Source organism: Desulfovibrio gilichinskyi (genome assembly GCF_900177375.1).
In the GTDB taxonomy this organism is placed as follows: Bacteria; Desulfobacterota; Desulfovibrionia; order Desulfovibrionales; family Desulfovibrionaceae; genus Maridesulfovibrio; species Maridesulfovibrio gilichinskyi.
Genome location: NZ_FWZU01000001.1, coordinates 264,075 through 282,319 on the forward strand (window position 1 = coordinate 264,075; position 18,245 = coordinate 282,319).

Annotated in this window: 22 protein-coding genes and 1 tRNA gene; 9 read left to right on the top strand and 14 right to left on the bottom strand. The window is 43.4% G+C overall.

Going from position 1 to position 18,245, the window contains the following annotated elements; all coding sequences use genetic code 11:
- Positions 1 to 61 precede the first annotated feature (61 nt).
- Both B9N78_RS01160 and B9N78_RS01165 read left to right on the top strand, forming a co-directional pair.
- Positions 62 to 802: a glycosyltransferase family 2 protein gene (locus B9N78_RS01160; RefSeq protein ID WP_085099213.1), complete on the top strand. Its 741-nt coding sequence runs from the start codon at positions 62 to 64 to the stop codon at positions 800 to 802.
- On the top strand, positions 799 to 1,488 hold the full coding sequence (locus B9N78_RS01165) for a TVP38/TMEM64 family protein (protein ID WP_085097130.1): 690 nt from the start codon (positions 799 to 801) through the stop codon (positions 1,486 to 1,488). Before B9N78_RS01160 ends, B9N78_RS01165 begins: the two co-directional genes overlap by 4 nt.
- Before the next feature lie 85 nt (positions 1,489 to 1,573).
- On the opposite strand, the gene B9N78_RS01170 is transcribed toward B9N78_RS01165, so the two are convergent.
- Positions 1,574 to 2,173, bottom strand: a complete 600-nt coding sequence (locus tag B9N78_RS01170) for a phosphatase PAP2 family protein (RefSeq protein WP_085097132.1) — start codon at positions 2,171 to 2,173, stop codon at positions 1,574 to 1,576.
- A gap of 206 nt (positions 2,174 to 2,379) precedes the next feature.
- On the opposite strand from B9N78_RS01170, the gene B9N78_RS01175 reads away from it, so the two are divergent.
- Positions 2,380 to 3,492: a glycosyltransferase family 4 protein gene (locus tag B9N78_RS01175; RefSeq protein ID WP_085097135.1), complete on the top strand. Its 1,113-nt coding sequence runs from the start codon at positions 2,380 to 2,382 to the stop codon at positions 3,490 to 3,492.
- Positions 3,493 to 3,602: 110 nt separating this feature from the next.
- On the opposite strand, the gene hisF is transcribed toward B9N78_RS01175, so the two are convergent.
- The 5 genes from hisF to B9N78_RS01200 all read right to left on the bottom strand — a co-directional run bounded on the left by hisF (position 3,603) and on the right by B9N78_RS01200 (position 6,912).
- Entirely contained in the window at positions 3,603 to 4,382 is a 780-nt protein-coding gene (hisF, locus tag B9N78_RS01180) for an imidazole glycerol phosphate synthase subunit HisF (protein WP_085097138.1), read from the bottom strand.
- Positions 4,375 to 5,013 carry an imidazole glycerol phosphate synthase subunit HisH gene (hisH, locus tag B9N78_RS01185; protein ID WP_085097141.1) on the bottom strand — a complete coding sequence of 213 codons (639 nt, stop codon included), beginning with the start codon at positions 5,011 to 5,013 and terminating at the stop codon, positions 4,375 to 4,377. Before hisH ends, hisF begins: the two co-directional genes overlap by 8 nt.
- 216 nt (positions 5,014 to 5,229) lie before the next feature.
- A complete protein-coding gene (locus B9N78_RS01190; protein ID WP_085097144.1) occupies positions 5,230 to 6,048 on the bottom strand; it encodes a J domain-containing protein in 819 nt (272 codons plus the stop codon).
- A gap of 4 nt (positions 6,049 to 6,052) precedes the next feature.
- Positions 6,053 to 6,490, bottom strand: a complete 438-nt coding sequence (locus B9N78_RS01195; RefSeq protein WP_085097147.1) for a YkgJ family cysteine cluster protein — start codon at positions 6,488 to 6,490, stop codon at positions 6,053 to 6,055.
- Complete coding sequence (locus B9N78_RS01200; RefSeq protein ID WP_085097149.1) at positions 6,487 to 6,912, bottom strand: CoA-binding protein; 426 nt, start codon at positions 6,910 to 6,912, stop codon at positions 6,487 to 6,489. The genes B9N78_RS01195 and B9N78_RS01200 overlap by 4 nt, the downstream gene beginning before the upstream one ends.
- Before the next feature lie 189 nt (positions 6,913 to 7,101).
- On the opposite strand from B9N78_RS01200, the gene B9N78_RS01205 reads away from it, so the two are divergent.
- Positions 7,102 to 8,331, top strand: coding sequence for a M24 family metallopeptidase (locus B9N78_RS01205; RefSeq protein WP_085097152.1), 1,230 nt, complete (start codon positions 7,102 to 7,104; stop codon positions 8,329 to 8,331).
- A 101-nt stretch (positions 8,332 to 8,432) separates the two neighbouring features.
- On the opposite strand, the gene B9N78_RS01210 is transcribed toward B9N78_RS01205, so the two are convergent.
- The 3 genes from B9N78_RS01210 to B9N78_RS01220 all read right to left on the bottom strand — a co-directional run bounded on the left by B9N78_RS01210 (position 8,433) and on the right by B9N78_RS01220 (position 12,711).
- On the bottom strand, positions 8,433 to 9,317 hold the full coding sequence (locus B9N78_RS01210; RefSeq protein ID WP_085097155.1) for an AMIN domain-containing protein: 885 nt from the start codon (positions 9,315 to 9,317) through the stop codon (positions 8,433 to 8,435).
- Between the two features lie 99 nt (positions 9,318 to 9,416).
- The gene (locus tag B9N78_RS01215) at positions 9,417 to 10,607 is read right to left on the bottom strand and encodes an iron-containing alcohol dehydrogenase (RefSeq protein WP_085097158.1); all 1,191 of its coding nucleotides are present in this window, start codon (positions 10,605 to 10,607) and stop codon (positions 9,417 to 9,419) included.
- Positions 10,608 to 10,737: 130 nt separating this feature from the next.
- Positions 10,738 to 12,711, bottom strand: coding sequence for a protein-disulfide reductase DsbD family protein (locus B9N78_RS01220; RefSeq protein ID WP_085097161.1), 1,974 nt, complete (start codon positions 12,709 to 12,711; stop codon positions 10,738 to 10,740).
- 79 nt (positions 12,712 to 12,790) lie between these two features.
- Between B9N78_RS01220 and B9N78_RS01225 the strand changes: the two genes are divergently transcribed.
- Positions 12,791 to 12,866: transfer RNA gene (locus tag B9N78_RS01225), tRNA-Lys, on the top strand.
- Positions 12,867 to 12,899: 33 nt separating this feature from the next.
- Here B9N78_RS01225 and B9N78_RS01230 read toward each other — a convergent pair.
- The 4 genes from B9N78_RS01230 to B9N78_RS01240 all read right to left on the bottom strand — a co-directional run bounded on the left by B9N78_RS01230 (position 12,900) and on the right by B9N78_RS01240 (position 14,936).
- Entirely contained in the window at positions 12,900 to 13,718 is an 819-nt protein-coding gene (locus B9N78_RS01230) for a tyrosine-type recombinase/integrase (RefSeq protein WP_170921347.1), read from the bottom strand.
- Positions 13,719 to 13,770: 52 nt separating this feature from the next.
- The gene (locus B9N78_RS18060) at positions 13,771 to 13,941 is read right to left on the bottom strand and encodes a hypothetical protein (protein WP_170921348.1); all 171 of its coding nucleotides are present in this window, start codon (positions 13,939 to 13,941) and stop codon (positions 13,771 to 13,773) included.
- A 157-nt stretch (positions 13,942 to 14,098) separates the two neighbouring features.
- Positions 14,099 to 14,767 carry a hypothetical protein gene (locus tag B9N78_RS01235; protein WP_085097167.1) on the bottom strand — a complete coding sequence of 223 codons (669 nt, stop codon included), beginning with the start codon at positions 14,765 to 14,767 and terminating at the stop codon, positions 14,099 to 14,101.
- On the bottom strand, positions 14,757 to 14,936 hold the full coding sequence (locus B9N78_RS01240) for a hypothetical protein (RefSeq protein ID WP_085097170.1): 180 nt from the start codon (positions 14,934 to 14,936) through the stop codon (positions 14,757 to 14,759). The genes B9N78_RS01235 and B9N78_RS01240 overlap by 11 nt, the downstream gene beginning before the upstream one ends.
- A gap of 659 nt (positions 14,937 to 15,595) precedes the next feature.
- Here B9N78_RS01240 and B9N78_RS18065 point away from each other — a divergent pair.
- On the top strand, positions 15,596 to 15,769 hold the full coding sequence (locus B9N78_RS18065) for a hypothetical protein (RefSeq protein WP_170921349.1): 174 nt from the start codon (positions 15,596 to 15,598) through the stop codon (positions 15,767 to 15,769).
- Here the strand turns inward: B9N78_RS18065 and B9N78_RS01245 are convergent.
- Positions 15,766 to 16,098: a hypothetical protein gene (locus tag B9N78_RS01245; RefSeq protein WP_085097173.1), complete on the bottom strand. Its 333-nt coding sequence runs from the start codon at positions 16,096 to 16,098 to the stop codon at positions 15,766 to 15,768. The two genes, B9N78_RS18065 and B9N78_RS01245, sit on opposite strands and share 4 nt — an antisense overlap.
- Positions 16,099 to 16,424: 326 nt before the next feature.
- Here B9N78_RS01245 and B9N78_RS01250 point away from each other — a divergent pair, with 326 nt between their 5' ends.
- Genes B9N78_RS01250 through B9N78_RS01260 form a run of 3 tightly spaced genes read left to right on the top strand, consistent with a single transcriptional unit; the run spans position 16,425 to position 18,243 of the window.
- Positions 16,425 to 17,210: a Rad52/Rad22 family DNA repair protein gene (locus B9N78_RS01250; RefSeq protein ID WP_212637003.1), complete on the top strand. Its 786-nt coding sequence runs from the start codon at positions 16,425 to 16,427 to the stop codon at positions 17,208 to 17,210.
- A 2-nt stretch (positions 17,211 to 17,212) separates the two neighbouring features.
- On the top strand, positions 17,213 to 17,863 hold the full coding sequence (locus B9N78_RS01255; RefSeq protein WP_085097179.1) for a ribonuclease H-like domain-containing protein: 651 nt from the start codon (positions 17,213 to 17,215) through the stop codon (positions 17,861 to 17,863).
- Positions 17,863 to 18,243: a single-stranded DNA-binding protein gene (locus B9N78_RS01260; protein ID WP_085097182.1), complete on the top strand. Its 381-nt coding sequence runs from the start codon at positions 17,863 to 17,865 to the stop codon at positions 18,241 to 18,243. Before B9N78_RS01255 ends, B9N78_RS01260 begins: the two co-directional genes overlap by 1 nt.
- Positions 18,244 to 18,245: the final 2 nt, after the last annotated feature.

Genomic DNA, 18,245 nt, shown 5'->3' on the forward strand with positions numbered 1-18,245 from the left:
ACCCCTTCATTGTCAACAGCTATTTACAAAATTATTAAATTTTCTTATCTCCTCTTTCGTTATGATAAAAAACTATGACCTCTCCCTCGTAATCCCTGTTTATAATGAGCAGGATAATTTACGAAAACTAATGCAGGAAATTGACTCGGCCCTCGAGCCTGTTAATATCCAATATGAAGTTGTGTTTGTGGATGACGGCAGTAAAGACGCAAGTCTCTCTGTTTTGAATGAAATCTGTACTACTTATCCTAAAGCCAGATACATTTCATTTGCAGAGAACAGAGGTCAGTCAGCTGCTTTTTGTGCAGGTTTCGATGAAGCCCTTGCACCTAGAGTCGCCACTATGGATGCAGATCTTCAAAATGATCCCGCAGATCTTCCAGCTATGCTCTCCCTTTATGATGAGGGGTATGACATGGTTATAGGATGGCGCAGAAAGCGTAAGGATGTGTGGATTAAACGGATCGGCTCCAAGATTGCCAATGCAATAAGAAACAAATTAACCCACGAATCGGTTAAAGATACCGGTTGTTCTCTTAAAATAATGCGTACCGATATGGTCCGCAATATTCCCCGTTTTAACGGAATGCACCGTTTTCTGCCTACTCTAATGAAGATGCAGGGAGCAGGTGTTGCCGAGATTAAAGTGAATCATCGTTCGCGTCATTTAGGTGAGTCCAAGTATGGAACTTTGGATCGGGCCATTGCCGGAGGATATGATCTTTTAGGCGTGCGCTGGTTGCAGAGTCGCCATTTCTCTTACTCTGTTAAAGAGCGCAGCAGCGAAAAAGAAAATTCATGACATCTTCCCGAAGTGATTCAAAAGTAAGTATCAAAGCCCTTGTTAAAGGGCTTGTGATGCTCGGAGTGCTGGCATTATCTGTTTATCTGATAAGATACGCGGGACTTGGCGATGCTCTTGATACAAAGTGGATAGACGCACATGTGCGTTCGCGCGGAATAATCGGCGTATTAACCTATGTCGGGCTTGCATCGTTTTTTTCCGCTATCGGATTTCCACGGCAGATAATTTGCTTCATGGGCGGTTATGCCTATGGCGTCGCACTGGGGTCTTTGCTCGGTTCTATCGGGACCGGTATCGGCTGTGCGCTTGCCTTTACCTATGCACGGCTGGTCGGACGTTCGTTTATTCAAAATAAATTCGGTGCCCGTATTCAAAAAGTTGATAATTTTTTGAGTAGAAGTCCGTTTAATATGGCGTTGACTATTCGGTTTTTTCCGCTTGGAAGCAACCTTATATCCAGCCTTCTTGCCGGAGTTACCAGCATTCCGGCTATGCCGTTTATTCTCGGTTCGGCAGTAGGATATCTGCCGCAAAATATTGTTTTTGCCCTTTTCGGAAGCGGAGTGAACGTTTCTTCAACTTCGCAAATGGCTGTGGCTGTAATTTTATTTATTGCTTCAACTTTATTAGGATTTAAAATTTACAGGAAATATCGCAATCAGGCTGAAGCTGTGGTTGAGTAGAGATTGATTTTGAATAAAAAAAATAAACCCCGTCAATTGCTGGCGGGGTTTATTTTTGTAGTGCTGTTGTAGTTTGTTGTAAAATTTAGGGTCGCAGTTTGTCAGGGATTTTATTTTTAATAAGATATTTCCAGACTAGCCAGACTGAAATTGCGACACATGTTCCAACAACCCATCCAGCCAGCACGTCAGTCGGAAAGTGTTTTCCTAAATACAGCCGGGAGTAGCCTACAGCCAGCGGCAGAAAAATCATCCAGGGCCTCAGCTTGCGGAAAAAGAACATGCACATCAGCGCAAAAGCCATCGAATTGGCGGCGTGAGCTGAAGGGTAGGAATTACCTTTTTCTTTCAGCGGTTTAAAATCAAGCGGTCTGCGTTGCCACTTTCCATCTTCCCGAAAATATGTGAGCGGAACAGAATTAACAGGACGAACTCTACCTATTGTGCTTTTAATTATTCCTGTTGAAAAATCGGCTATTCCCATGGAGCTGATAATAACCAGCATTATAACCAGAAATTTTGGTCCTTTTTTTTGAAAACCGTAAGCCGTAGCTGCAATAATTATCACCCATAAAAGAGCGGCGGATGAAATCAGCGGCATTACAATATCAAGCCAGTTTTTTCTCATTATCTGGTTGACGATAACTAATAGTTTCATATCCCAAGGCTGTGTTATAAAAATCACGTATTTCTCCTGATTTACTGTTCCTCTTGGCAAGTCGGCAGTTTCCGACTAACATTCGCGCGCGGTACAGTAGTCGCGATAATTTCTTCAATTGGCAGGTATCAATTTAAATGACAGCCCGCAAGGGTGCAATTGTATTGCTGACCAAGCATGATGTTGATAAATTAAATTTTTTTTCTGATATTCTATAAGGTTAAAAATTAAAAATGAATAAAATTGCGATCATGCTTCCGCGCTTCAGCCGCTATGGCGGAGTAGAACGTTTTGGATATAATCTCAGTAAGGCTCTGGCTGAGCAAGGGTACAGTGTTGATTTTATTTGTTCCAGAGCTGAGGAAAATCCTCCGCAGAGTGTACAGGTTATTAATGTCGGACGTTACGGTTTATGCCGCGCAGGAAAGTTGTTGTGGTTTGTTGTAGCGGCTGAAGTGGCTCGTAAAAAAGGAAACTATGATCTTTGCATTAGCCTTGGCAAATCACTTAATCAGGATATTCTTCGCATAGGCGGCGGTCCTCTTGAATCTTTCTGGAAGCTTTCACGTCGCGCATGGCCGTCAGGACTTGCCCGTTCATTTAAAATGTTTCGCAGACGCACTGCTCTTGTAAACCTGCTTATTAAATATATTGAAAAGCGTCAGATTGGCTCAGGTTGTCGCATGGTCTGTGTTTCGCATAGAGTTAAGGATTGGATGATCCAATCGCACCCAGACCTTATGGAGCGTGAAATAGAGGTTGTTTACAACAAGCCTGACCTTTCGCTTTTCTCCAGACCGAGCAAGAAGGCTAGAGCAGAGAGCAGAGCTGAATTTTCTTTGACTGATAAAGAGATTGTAATATCAACTGCCACCACAAATTTTGCGCTTAAAGGCGTATCCAGTTTGATTAAAGCATTGGCGCAGTTACCTGAAAATTATTATCTGCACGTGGCGGGCGGGCGTAATCCTGCAAAGTATCAGACGCTTGCCGAAACTCTCGGAGTTGCAAAGCGTGTCAGGTTTTTAGGTAAAATCACTGATATGCCGAAATTCTACGGAAGTTCAGATATTTTTGTTCTTCCTTCATATTATGATGCCTGCTCAAATTCTGTCCTTGAAGCTCTTGCCTGCGGACTTCCTGTTTTAAGCTCTCGTGACAACGGCAGCAGTTATTTTTTACCGCCTGATAGAGTTTTTGATGATCCGTCAGATTTTATCAAAATTAAAGATATGATCGTAACGGCTGTAGCAGAAAGGGATGATGTTCCGTTTGAATGGCCCGAAGAAATTCCATGCGGAATTGAGCCTTATTTGAAAATGGTGAAGGAAATGCTTAAAAAATAATGCCTTCATAAACGGTGTATAAATTGATTTTATATTTCTCAAAAATTATGCCCCCTATCAAACTAAGTCGTTTGGCAGGGGGCATTTTTATTATCAAATTTTATAAACTGCTACCAAGTGCTGCGAGTCTTAACACCTTTTGAGGCCATGTATTCTTTCAGCTGAGGCAGAGTGTACTCACCGTAATGGACGATGGAAGCGATCAGGGCAGCTGATGCGCGGCCTTCAGTCACGGCGTCGACCATATGCTGGGGGTGTCCTGCGCCGCCTGATGCGATTACTGGAACCGTTACACTTTCAGATATAAGTTTGGTAAGTTCAAGATCGTATCCGTCTTTTGTTCCATCCGCGTCAATTGAGTTCAGGCAGATTTCTCCGGCTCCGAGAGCTTCGCAGGTCTTGGCCCAGTCAAGAGCATCTATGCCCATGAATTTACGTCCGCCGTTGATGACGATTTCAAATCCTGAAGGAATAAGTTCTGATTTAGGAACTCTTTTAACATCCATTCCCAAAACGATGCATTGTGATCCGAAAGCGGCTGCGCCCTGACTGATAATGTCGGGGTTTTTTACAGCGCCGGAGTTAACTGATACTTTTTCTGCTCCGGCCAAAAGTACTGCTCGCATATCTTCGACAGAGTTAATTCCGCCGCCGACAGAGAAGGGAATGAATATTTCAGAGGCAACGCGTTCTACAACATCAAGGAATATTCCGCGTCCTTCAGAAGAAGCGGTGATGTCGTAAAATACGATTTCGTCAGCTCCCTGCTCATAATACATTTTAGCTGTTGCAACTGGATCGCCGATATCAACATTATCTTTGAACTTAACGCCCTTGGTAAGGATTCCGTTGCGCACGTCCAGACAGGGTATGACTCTTTTGCTAAGCATCGGAAGCCTCCTTGCAGTATTCGTAGAAATTGGAAAGAAGTTTCAGGCCGGGTGTTCCGCTTTTTTCAGGATGGAACTGCACAGCCCATAATCCTTCGCGTCCGTGCAGGGAACAGAAAGGGCGTCCGTAAGTTGTTTCGCCGATAATAAATTTTTCTTCAGGAGCCGGATAATAGCTGTGAACAAAGTAAAAATATGCATCAGGGTCGATATCCTTAAAAAGAATGCAATCCTGCTTCAGTTCAATCTGGTTCCAGCCCATATGCGGTACACGGATGGGAATTCCTTCGTAATCCACCCATGAAGGGTTGAAGAGTCTGCATTCTCCGGGGATTACTGAAAGAGCTTTGGTGTCGTTTTCTTCGCTGTAGTCCAGCAGAATCTGACATCCAACGCAGATGCCGAGGAGCGGCTTGTTCTGCGCAACTAAATCTTTCAAACGTTCATCTAGGCCGCCGGAGGTAAGTTCGTCCATCGCCTGACCGGCTGCTCCGACTCCCGGAAAGATTATTCCGGTAGCATTGGAGAGAACGTCCGGATCGGAAGTAATTACGTTTGGAATGCCTAATTTGTTCAGAGCGCGCTGAACACTGGTTTGATTTCCAGCCTTGTAGTCAAGAATGGCCAGCATGAGTTGGACTCCCATTTTTTTATGTATCTATTGGTCCGCTAAAAAATCACAGTCAAAATAGCTGATTGCGAAAACATCATAAAGTAAGGATTTGGTCCTTCTCTTTATAAGGGGCTAGTAAAAAAAACGGAGGAAAACAAGAGAAAAGATGAATAGAATATATTTATTTTAAACGGAGAAGGGGTGTTAAGCTGTAAGTTTGATTTTACGTGAGTTTTATTTTGCAAGAATACGTAAATAAAGGTCACCCTTAACAGGGCCGAGTTGCCTGCCTTGGCCTTTCAGACGGATGGGCCTGCCGATGATGAAATCTCGCGGCAGTGTTATTTCAAGAGTTTTCGGTGTCTTCCGGAAACCCTGCTGAATGGTTATACGGATACTTCGGCCGGGGATAAGAGTTGATGCGGGAAAGAAAACTGTTTGTTCATCATCCATTTGTCCGCGTACCCACGACTTGATTCCGCCTAAAATACCGCGCGAAACATCAACTGATACAGATTTGTCACCCCAGTTCATGTTCAGCTTACGTTCTTTAGCTGTGCCCGGTCCATGTCTAAACGGTTTGTCTTTGCCTATCTGGCGGTAAATATCCTCGAAAACCTGTTTCGCAAACGGGTCATTGAGGATGTCTTTGAGAACATCTTCTTCTTTCTGATAAAAAGATCTGCTTCTTTGGGCGGAAGTTGAACGGTTATTGTTTTGAGCATCAGCACGTGCGGTTCGCTGCTGTTGCTGGTAAGCCTTTGCTCCTGCACCGGGTGAAGCTGTTTTCTGATCAGCTCTGGATGTGAAAGTTGACTTTTGTTCGTTGCGTGAAGCTCTTCCGGCAGAAGACGGCTTTTCGGAGTCTCCGCGCATTTCGTTTCTAAGAAAAACGTAAGCTTCGTTAACTTCTCGAAATTTTTGCGCCGCATCAGGGCTTGGATTAAGGTCAGGATGCATTGTAAATGCCAGTTTGCGAAACGCTTTTTTTACGTCTGCAATTTTTGCATCTGAATCAATTCCTAATATTCTCCGTGCTTCCAGAAAATTCATATGATTAATCGTCTTCAGTAATAAGTGCGTTTGGTGCTACTTCAGGGTCGTGCTGGCGTAACCCTTCGGCGCGAATGTATTCTTTGCCTTGAATAACAAATTGTTCATGTCCTGCATCTTTATTAACACCCGGACAGTAATCCTGAATCATTTCCCAGCTTGTTTTGTCAATCAGATTTCCTCTGAAAAAAGGCCATGCTCTGCAAATATCCGGTCTGCCGGGGTGAATTCCGCAACCTTCAGCAAAAAAAATGCAATACCCGTCTTCTTTGCTTTTCAGACGGATTTTACCGTTTACGGTTTCGCTGTATTTTAAAACCATTTCTTCTTCTGACAGACCAAGGTGATCAGCCAGTCTTGAGCGGTCTTTTGGGGTCATGATGATACCGCCTTCGCCCTGACAGCAGTGGCCGCATCTTTTGCAATCAAACGCTTCAATCATAATTTCTTGCCTACAAGCCTTTTATGGTCAACCATTATGCATCTGTCTTCAATCACAGTAATATCTTTCGCGCTTAATAGTTCCCGTGCGGCCGGGCTGTGTATGCCTTGCTGCATCCAGAAAACTTTTGGAAGCGTATTTAGTTTTAAACATTCTTCAGCATGTTCCGGGCAGAAGTCCGGTGCCCTGAAAACGTCTACCAGATCAATTCTTTCCGGAATATCAAGAATGGATTTATAGGTTTTTAAACCCCAGACATCCTGTCTTTTAGGATGAACGGGAATAACTGTATATCCGGATTCAATCAAGTAGCGGCCAACCATATCAACAGGTCTGCCAGGTTTATCTACTGCCCCGATCACGGCTATGACCTTGACCTCACTTAGAAGCGAGGCTAACTTTTTTTCATCAAGTAACAACATATAACTTTTCTCCTTATGAAGGATAAGCTCGTGCATGCTACAGTAAAGAGGTCTGCCTTGCAAAGAGCACTTTTACGGTAACTTAAAATATGATTAACATTTTATTCAGGTTACTCATTCAGCTTAAAAAAGTATATATTTTATAAGTAATTCAGAATTAACTTAATCCTGATAAGGAGATCTAAAGACGTGAGCAATATTGTAAAAAATATAGCCGTTCCTAGAGAAGAACTTGAATTGCGCTGGGCTAAGGCAAGAAAATTTTTAGCTCAAACAGCTCCTGAAGCTGGCGGATTATTAGCATTTTCTAAATTACAGATTTTTTATTTATCAGGAACAATTGTTAACGGAGTTCTTTGGCTGCCAATTGAAGGTGAACCTGTTCTTTTCGTTCGCAGGTCTGTTGAAAGGGCGCATATTGAAAGTTCAATTAAAAATATATGTGCATTCAAATCCTTTAAAGATCTTGCTCCACTTGCAAAAAATGCATGTCAGCCTTTATCGAGAGTTATCGGTGCTGAAACTGCCGGACTTACATGGCAGCTCGGCGAGATGCTTACTTCCAGAATATACGAGACTAAATTTGTTCCTTGCGATGAAGTTCTTGCTTTTTCACGCTCGCTGAAATCTGAATGGGAACTTGCAATAATGCGCAAGGCCGGAGAGCTTCACAACATGGCTCTTGTTGATATTGTGCCGGAAGTTTTACTGCCCGGAATGACAGAACTTGAAATAGCGCACTTTATCTGGAACATCTTTTTTGAGCTCGGTCATCAAGGCCATATGCGGATGCAGGCTTTCGGGGAAGAAGTATTTTTGGGGGTGGTTTCCGCCGGAGAATCAGGTGTATATCCGAACTCATTTAATGGCCCTTTAGGGATGCGCGGTGAGCATCCGGCATCTCCTTTTATGGGCAGCTCCACAAAAAAGTGGGAAAAAGGAAGTTTGCTTTCCACTGACGTAGGGTTTGTCATGGAAGGATACCATACCGATAAAACACAAGTTTACTGGTCCGGTTCAAAAGACTCAGTTCCATCCGAGGTTATGAACGCGCAGTCATTTTGTAAAGATATGCAGGATTTGGCCGCAGAGAATTTAAAACCCGGCGCACTGCCTAGTGATATTTACGCATTGGTCATGAGCGAAGCTGAAAAGAGCGGATATCTCGAAGGGTTCATGGGGCTTGGTGAGAGTAAAGTGCCTTTTTTAGGACATGGAATTGGACTGACTATTGATGGATATCCACCAATAGCTAAAGGGTTTGATGTGCCTATTGAAGAAGGAATGGTCTTCGCGCTGGAGCCTAAACTTGGAATCCCCGGTGTCGGAATGGTCGGAGTGGAAAATACTTTTGAAATTACAAAGGACGGCGCAAAATCCATCACCGGAAATAATTTCGATATGATTTTTATAGATTGATTTGTGAACTTAAGTTTTACTATTCAAATAAAATCCCCTGAAACAGACGTTTATGTCCGTTTCAGGGGATTTTTCATTAAATCGTGTTTCAACTTTATCAGCTACTTTACATCAATATTCAGACCTGTGTCAGTCTTAGAAATTGTAGGAGCAGGAGTGTTCCCCTTCAGGTCCATAACCATGCGTAATTTGTTTTCATAAATTCCGATTCTGAACCTGGAAAAAATAGGATTTTCAGGTCTCAACGTTGTTGGTCCGAAGTATTCCCATTTACCTATAACATCTACTACAAGCCTGTCAGGATTACGCAGGAAAAAGGATGTATAAGAAAGCGGCGAGCCTCCCATATCAAGGTTTATCCTCGTTTTCTTATCTATGTTCTTAAAGTATATGGAATTAAGCCTTCCACCCTGAAGGCCTGTTTTGACAGGATTTTTTACTGCCGCTACATTTATTTCTGTTGCATTGAAACCTACTTCCGTAACTGTCGCGTTTTCTTGACTCGCGCCGGCCGTTCCGTTTGCTGTTCCGTTTACAACTTCAATTTCCGTAGCATTGTCTATTATTTCCGGCTGGTAGGTCGAAGTGGCATTAAGTTCACTTGTTCCGTTTACAGCCGTGGCAATTGCGATGGTTTCATTGTTCACGAGTAATTCTTCAGGATCTGCTTCAGAGCTCAGCTGACCTGTTGCAGGTGTTTCCTGCACTGCTGCCACCTGTTCCTGCATCAACCAATTTTTAGGGTTGATCAGGTCAGGATTAGCAATGGCAACTATTGCAAGTATTATCAGAATGTGAACAAGAGCCTGTTTGCTGGTAAAATAGTTGTTATATTTTCGAAAACTTCTACTGCACGAACCGCATGTAAATGATCTTACTGATGTCAGCAGCGAAATAAATGCATCAGAAACCAATCCGCGTCTAAGATAGAGACGGTTGCTGTTGCAAAACGGGCACTGAATAATTTTTTTATTTTTGACGGGCATACTGCACTATAGTTTCGGTTACTTTAAACAACTTCAAGACTATGCGAAATAAACACCTTTTGCCAAGCGGAATCGGTGAATTATTCAGAAATAGATTTATTACCCTGCAATAGCTTCAGACATAATACATTCAAGGTCGTCTTGATCCATTTCTGTCGGAGTGAATGCGAAAAGTTTGCCCATTGTGGTCATTGCAATTTCAACGAGTTTAGGAACATCTTCTTCTTTTGCGCCGTAGGTTTTAAGTGATTCCTCAGCTAGACCGGTACGGTCGAGCAGGACGCGTAATCCTTCCAGAAACACTGATGCACGCTGATTCTCATCAAATTCTGAAGTGTCGTACCCCATTGCCATAGCAAGATCTTCAAAGCGGTCAGGGCTGCCGGGCACAAGGCGTTTAAAGTATGGAAGTGAAAGTTTAGCAAGCCCCAGTCCATGCGGAAGATCAGGATACATTGCGCTTAAAGCGTGTTCCAGAGAATGCTGGGAGATACAGCGGGAAAGAGTTTCACACATACCGGCCGCGGTGCTGGCCCATGCCATAACAGTGCGTGCTTCAATGTTGTCTCCCTGCTCAATCGCCATCGGCAGATAATTTGTGATGAGATGAACTGACTCAAGGGCCAGCATATCACTCATCGGCTGATGCTCTGTTGAAACAAAAGTTTCGACAGCGTGGAAGAATGCATCAATTCCGGTATATGCCGTAGTGCGCGGCGGTACGCTGAGCATCAATTCGGGGTCGACAATTGACATGTACGGGAAAGTTGAATCGTTGCCGAGACTGATTTTTTCAGTGCCGCCGCTTTTGCTGATAACCGCCCAAGGATCGGCTTCTGTTCCTGTTCCTGCTGTGGTCGGGATAGCAATCAGCGGGATGGAAGGATTTTCAGCAGTAATTCCTCCGCCTGATCCGGCTTGAATGAAGTCCCAGCATTTACCGACGTTAGCGGTCAGCAGGGCAATTGCTTTTGCTGCGTCGATTGTGGAGCCGCCGCCGAGTGCAACAATAAAATCGATATTTTTTTCGCGGGCGAATTTAGCTGCTTCGTCAATCTGATCTGACTTCGGATTTGGAGAAATATTATCAAAAACTATTGTCGCAATATTTTGCCTGCCGAGTGCGGCCTGAACTTTATCAAGGTAGCCGTTGGTTATCATTGCGCCGGATTCACCGATTACGATGAGAGCCTTATTCCCTTTAGGAAGATTAGGAGTAGTACCCAGTTCCGCAAGTTTGCCGGGGCCGAAAATAAGTCTGGTAGGGATGAAAAATTGAAAGTTAAGCATATTGATCCTTAATTATTATCATTCTGAAATTATAAGCCTGTTTGCTCAGCCAATGTATTTAACTGACACAGTCCCTCCCGTAAAGGGGCAGAGAGCAATAATAAAATCGATTCATGTTAAAAAAATAAGTTTAATCTCCGCTAAGTGCTTCTCTTAAAGCTTCATCCAATTGACCTGTAGTGTATAGGTCCCGAATAACTGTCGGAGCCGTACTGTTACTGCCTTTTTTAAAAATGGCAGCAAGCGGGATTGATCTGCTACCCATAGCACGTAGAAAAGCGTCAGCAGTTTTGTCAGGAGCGGTGAGATCCACTTTTATATAACTGAGATTATATTTTTCCTGCCAGCGATTAAGGTTGCCTGATGTGAGAACTGTTTGCTCAAGAATTTTGCAGGATGGGCACCAGTCTGCCGTGAATTCTACAAGCATGGCTTCTTTGCCGATTCTCTCCGCAAAGTCATCCTGCTTAAAACTTATCCACTGGGCAGTATGTACAGGCGGAGTCTTGGCCCAGAATCCGGCGGCAATACAGATGGCAAGTGCTGCAGTTCTTAAAATTATCATACTTGATTTGGTGTTACAGCCGGAGGAAAGTCCCCACATCCACGCCGCAACTCCTGTGAACCATAAGAAAATAAGTGTGGGTATGAGCATATTTTCAGGCAGAATGCTGATCAGATATATGCACGTTGCTGCAAGGAAAAAACCTGCGGCGCGTTCAACCCAGAGAGTCCATGCTCCGGGCTTCGGGAATTTTTTTACGAGACCCGGAAATATTGCCATTGCAATATACGGTAGAGCCATCCCCGCCCCGACACTTATAAACACACTGCCGATTACATAAGGAGGCTGAATCATGGCCCATCCGAGAACCCCGCCTAAAAACGGACCGCTGCAAGGTGTTGCCAGAAGAGTTGCAAGCACGCCTGTGAACAAAGCCTGTCTGCGCGGTCCTGAACTTGCGGTACTTATTTTAAGGTCCACTATCGGCAGATTGTAAATTCCGAATAAACTTAAACTCAGCGCAAAGACTATTCCGGTCAGTATGATGACAACTGGCGGCTTTTGAAAAATCTGTCCCCATGCCAGTCCTGTAAATCCTAAAATCCCGCTCAGGACTCCGAAGTAAAGTATTATACCGATGGCAAAAAACAGATTGTGTTCTCTAAAGCGTCTTCTGCGTTCTTTCTCCTCTTCGTGCTGAGATCCTGCCAGCAGGGCGGAAAGTTTCAAGCTGATAACCGGAAGGACGCACGGCATAAAATTCAGCAGTAATCCTGCCAGAATCCCGAAAAGAACAGCTGTCGTAAGGTTTGAAACTTCAAGGCCGGGGGTAAAAGATTGCGGTTTTAAAGATTCAAGTGAAAATGCAGCGGTTGTTTTCGCTTTAGGCGGAACGGGGATCAGTTCTGATTCCGTTGCAGTGTTATTGTCAGCAGCGGCAGGGACCGGCTTGATTTCAGTTTTTAAGATCTGTTCAGTTTTATTTATTTGTGCAGAAATATTTTTAAGAGAAATTTTGCTCTTATCAGCTTTTTGAGAAGCTTCTAAAAAATGGGGCCACCATTCCTGTGAACTGGCAGGAGAAAGCTTTTCAGGAAGAACTCCCATGCCGAGGAAGCTTAAGTCAGTCTTGAACGGCATGCACGCAGTTTTTGAGCACATGAGTAGAGAGAGCTTTGCCTGCAGGGTGAAAGATTTCAACCCGGAAGGAATTGGTATAAGTATGGGAGTAGGGGAAGGGTAGACTTCTATTTTACTACCCGGATTGAAAGGGTCGTCTTTCAGCTTCCCGGCAAGGTAAATAGGTAAAAGCATTGTTTTACGCGGGAGCAGAGTTACCTTTAATGTCGTAGGTTGCCCCATTTTCCCGGGGTTATGAGAGTATGTGTACCAGCCGTTCTTGGTTTCAAGAATAAGGGCGGCTAAAATATCCGTTTGAAGTCCTGTTTTCGCTTGGTCTTCAGGGCTTAGTTTATACAGTTTCCACTTAGTGCTGAGGTTCTGATTTTGATTTTGAGCACTGTAAGCCTGATTGGGGAAGGCAGCGGCTGTCAGGAATAATATACTGATAAATATTGCTAAATATGTCTTTAAACTCATTAATTGACCTTTTTTAATGAAAAATATAAAAATATTGTTGACAAGTAACGCGATCCACTCTAAACCACTTTTCACGCACGGGTCACTGGCTCAATTGGTAGAGCACCGGACTCTTAATCCGTTGGTTGAAGGTTCAAGTCCTTCGTGGCCTACCAGAATAAAATAAGGGTGTTACGAGATAGAATAGTCTAATCACAGGCTATCTCGTTCACCCTTTTTTCTGTTCTGTTCACCATTTCACTCACCTTTTGTTTTTTTACTGGCCTGTCAAAAGCTCCTTCTAAATCAAGACTTGTCATTCCTAATGAGTGCAAATAGTGCGCTGTTGTCGTGACTGCTTTATGTCGTAGAAGTTTTTGAATATCAGGTAATGAGTAGCCTTTATCAGCGAGTATCGATGCTGACAAGTGCCGGATAGCATGGAAGTTAAAAGGCTTTATTTGGGCCTCTGAACACCACCCGTTCATTAATTTGGTAAATGGACTATATGGCTGAGAAGTTGAGGGGTTGATAAAAACAAAGCCCTGTAAGCCTGTTTCTAATCTTTGTTCCTGCAAGGCTTCTTTCAATGCGTCAACCATCGGCACGGCATCACGATGAACACCGCCGCCACGTCTTTTTCTCGTTTCAAGCCAAACTATATTTTTATTGAAATCCACATCTTTCCACTTAAGAGACAGAATTTCGTTTCTTCTGCTTCCTGTATAAAGGAAAGTTAAAAGCAATCTTTGTTCGTGCGGCTTCACAGAATCAACAAGTGTCCAAAAATCATCTATCGGTGGAATATACTTTTCAGTCTTATCAACTTTGTAGCTATCCACTGAAAAGGGATTCTTGGGCGGTAAATCGTGAGCTTTAATGCCCCAATTCCAAGCCGCTACAAGTAACTTTCTATGAACATTAGCACGATGCGGTGATACTGTTTTAGCTATGTGGTTCAAAGCTCTTTCAACTAAATCATAAGTTATATCTGTGACTGGAGTAAGGCCCGTTTTCGTGTTTTTCATAAAGGTTGTATAGGCTCTTTCCTTTTCCTTTACGTGTTTCTCACTTTGGCCCCTAGTCTCGCATGAAGTCAGGTAATTCCCCAAAAACACACTCAGCACAATGCCATCTTCTTTTTGTGTTGATAATGCGCTCTGCATCATAAGTTCCCAAGCTAGGGCATCCTTCTTTGTCGGGAACTGCTTTTCCTTCCTCATCCCATTTACGGACTTTCTCCCGTACCATTTTCCTCTCCGTTTCACTGGCATGGTATTTTCTCTCTCAGTTGTCAAAGAACACGCTCGTAAACACATTATAAGCGTGTCCCTTGCCAATGTCTAACAAACAATAGCTAAAGCTGTTAGGCGGTAGTTCTATGTGGTTTCACAAGGCTTTGCTGACATTATTTCTCCTGTTGTATCATCACGGCTTCTGGCAATTCCTGATGATACCAATCTAAAGGGCTGAACTGTGCGTCAGGTTTACCGTTTCCATAGCCTGTTTCTATTATTCCCCGTTCATAGGGACATTTAAAATTAAACTCGTTAGGGTTTATGTAACCGATCTGAACAGTACCCGGTAAGTCTTTCCCGAACGCTTTTAAGTATGCTTTGCTTTGAGCTATAAATATCCGTTTCCTGTTAGCTTTAACGTGGAAATAGGCATATCCCTTTTGGTTGATCTGCGGACCTCTTTCGGTGGCAGGTTCGCCAATTCTCCTAATGGTCCCACGTTCAGACATTTCATAAGTGGGGCATTTTTCAATGATCACCCATTCCAGACTATGTTTCCGTTTCTCAATAGATTCCTTCAAAGCTTTTTTTTTCTCTACTTCTTTGACAGCTACAAACTGAACCGTTTCAGCAAGCCATGCTTTATTTGCGGTAAAGAAATGATTTTTCCAAACCTCAGACATAAGAGTTTTTACCCCAAGCCCTCCAAGCTGGTTGTAAACTAAATGCCTCCCTGCACGTGCAGGTTGGATATAGTTTCCTGTTTCGGTGTTCTTAAGTCTTCCCTTTGAGTCCACAGAAAACTTAGTATCTCTAAATCTTCTAAGCTCAAGCGACATTTTTACCCCACTTCATGACTGCGCCAGAGTGGAGGTGTGCGTTTTCTCCAAATTCCCGCATTGCTGTAAGTTTCGAGCTGTTCATATCATTTGACCTGAGAAGGTAAGCTGCTTCTTCTTCTGATAAAGTGATATCTTTGTGACCCTTTCCGATAAGTAAGTACGGCATTGCGGCTCCAATTTTGTTTTAATGACGTTTGCGTTAAGGGGCTGTTTACGTGCGCCCCTCCACGGCCTTTCTGAGCCTTGCCAAATGGTCCCATGCTATAACTCTCTCGTTTCGAGGCTCAACTAGCACTGCCGAAGGCTTTCGGTCAGATAAGGAGTGAGAGAGTATAATAAAATCTTTTAAAACCCTGCGTATGTCCTCGTTCTAGGTTGTTCATCCGTTACTTTCTTGGGGGTTCCTCTCTATGAGTGGCGTTCCGTCCCATTATTGAAAGCTGGAGTACTAAACCTCCCTGCCGACTGCGGGGTAACTTGTCTTATGGGGGCTTTCCTACTTTTCGGAAATTGTATCCGGGGTTGTTCGGTCTGCTTTTCCCTGACTCGTTGTAAAAATGCTAGATTGATTTGGACTAGCTGTCAACGTTAAAAATGGTTTTTTGTGGTTGATTTTAACGAAAGATGAAGATGTGAATATATACTAATGAAGAGGTAATTTTTTTAATAATTTGTGTTTACTTTTAATATACACGGTGATATTTTTTTGGGGTCTTGATTCGCCACTTCAAGACTTTTGCTACTGTATCTATTTAAAATAACGACTTTAAGGTGTTGGTTGGGGTGTTTTGTTTTTATTAACTTTTAGATGTCGGGAGTAAAGTCTTGCAGGTAGATATTAATGGCGCAGACCAGGCAGATGTAATTGCAACCTTAGCAGCAGCGGGAGAGGATATATGTACTATTTTGCCCACAGCAAAGCACCCAGAAGAACTTGCAGAATTGCTGGGAATGGTACTACAGGGAATAAGAGAAGCTGCTGAAAGTATAGAGACTTAGTGCTTTAATGAAGTGTCATCTTTTGTGTAATGCCAACCGTTTTTTATTTTAAATTCAGCTTCCGCACAAAGCTGGATAAAGTTTAGCCCCAAGACTTCTGCCATAGCGAACATATCACGCACTGGCATTTTTCTTGGGGCTTCTTCTTTTGCTCCGTTTCTAACTCTTCTCCAGCCCGGTCCAGCTCCTTTTCGCTCTGGGAAAGCCTGATCTGCTACTAAAACGTGTTTCAAATTTTTGGAGTTTATTGCTTCGGCTATAATTGTAACGAGGCATCTTTCAAAGTTTGTTGCTCTGTCTGTTGATGGGAATAATTCTTCGTCTTTCATGATGTCTTTCTCCTAGTCCAATTAAATCTATTTTTAGAATTGACAGCTAGTCCAAATCAATCTAGCCTTTGAAACACGAAATCGATCCAAACCATAAACCCCTACCGGGGAAGTGGCTGAATTCGACTTTGTACAAATTGGTATCGACAGGTCCAGAGGGTCGCCAAACTATTTGGACCTGTCACTTATTACCAACATCAAAGTGTTGGTAAGTGTCAAGAACAATTTTTTTGGGAGGGAACAGGAAGTATGAACAAAGTAAAAAACTTCAAACACCCCGTTTCAGGAATTTATGAACAGTGGGCAGAAGTGGGCGAAAGGGCGGCATGATGGATTTATCAAAACTAAAAACTCCATTTGCTGCGGCTGATATTGAGTGGAGAGTTCAAAGCGTTGGCAAGGCTGGCAATGGCAATCCTTGGGCTAAGGTTCTTGCTTACGTCACTAACCGGGCAATTATGGACAGGCTTGATTCTGTTTGTGGTCCTGAGAATTGGCGCAATGAATATCACACGGCTCCAGATGGGGGAATCCTTTGCGGCATATCTATCAAGGTCGGTGATGAATGGGTCACAAAATGGGACGGAGCAGAAAACACACAGGTTGAAGCTGTAAAGGGCGGCTTATCTGGGGCAATGAAAAGAGCAGGGGTTCAGTGGGGCATTGGTCGCTATTTGTACGGTTTAAGCGAGGATTTCGCCAAGATCAGTGCAGACGGCAAGAACTACCAAGGGGCCAACTCCAAAAAGGGAACCCCTGCTTTTAGATGGACTCCGCCAGATTTGCCGGGATGGGCTTTGCCGGAAGGCGATAAATCCAACTCTAACAAGTCCGCATCAGAATCTAAACAACAGTCAAACCCCGTTGATAAGATCAAGAAGGAGTTTGACGCAAAAGAGCAAGGCTCTGAACAGTTGGCTAATGCGGAACAGGTCAAAGGTGTAAACATCATTTGTACTAATCTCTTTAAAATTAAAGACCGTGCTGAAAAGCTCCACAGGTTGAACGGTTGGCTCAAAACAATGTTCCCGAAACATGCAGTCATTGAGTCGTCCAAGCAACTAACGGAACAAGCGGCATTAACCTTTATTAGAGCATTCGGAGAAAATTAATAATGATTGAACTATTTATAGACATTGAAACTATTCCCGGAGCTGGAAAACCTAAAGCCTCGGAAGTAAAAGCACCCGGTCAGATGAAAAAGGCCGAAACCATCAAAGCGTGGCTTGCTGAAAACAAAGAATCTGCACTTGATGAGCTTTGGAAAAAGCAGAGCCTTATATCTCTGAAGGGCCGTATCATTTGCACCGGGTTCGCAGTTGGTGACAATCCTGTTGAATCTCTTTGTTGGGAAAATGAAGAAGATTTGCTCAAAACTATGTGGGCGAAGGTTCAGGAGCAAAACAAGTTTCAGGATGAAATCAGATGGGTCGGCTTTAACATCAAACCGTTTGATATGAACTGGCTTTATCATCGTGCCGTCAAGTTCGGTATGAAAGACTTAGCCGCTCAAATTTCCCGTAAACGTTATTGCGACAGCATAGTTGACATTCGGGAAGTATGGAACGGGGCAGACTATCAGGCAAAAGGTACTGCGGACGAAATAGCCGAGTTCTTGGGCGTTAAAAGGAAAACTGAGGGCATGGATGGCTCAAAAGTTTTCGGACTCTGGCAGCAAGGTAAACTCAGTGAAATTGCCAGTTATTGTGGTGATGATGTTGAGAGTGCGAGAGAAATGTATAGAAAAATGGAAGGTACTTTTTAATGGCTGGAAGCATGAACAAGGTAATTATCATTGGTCGAATCGGGCAAGACCCTGAAATAAAATATACTCCTTCCGGTCAAGCTGTAGCCAATTTCTCTGTTGCTACTGACGAAGGATATAAAGACAAGGATAGCGGTCAGAAAGTCGAAAAAACTGAATGGCATAATGTAGTTGCATGGCGTGGTACTGCAGAATTTGTAAGTAAGTATCTTGGCAAGGGCCGCTTGGTAATGGTTGAAGGTAAGCTGCAAACTGAAAAATGGCAGGATAAGAACGGGCAGGATCGGTACACTACTAAAATTCAGACCAGTAATGTTCAGGCTCTTGATAAGCAGGATGATGCAGGACAGCAGGAAGAATATAACGGGCCAGCATTTTAAGG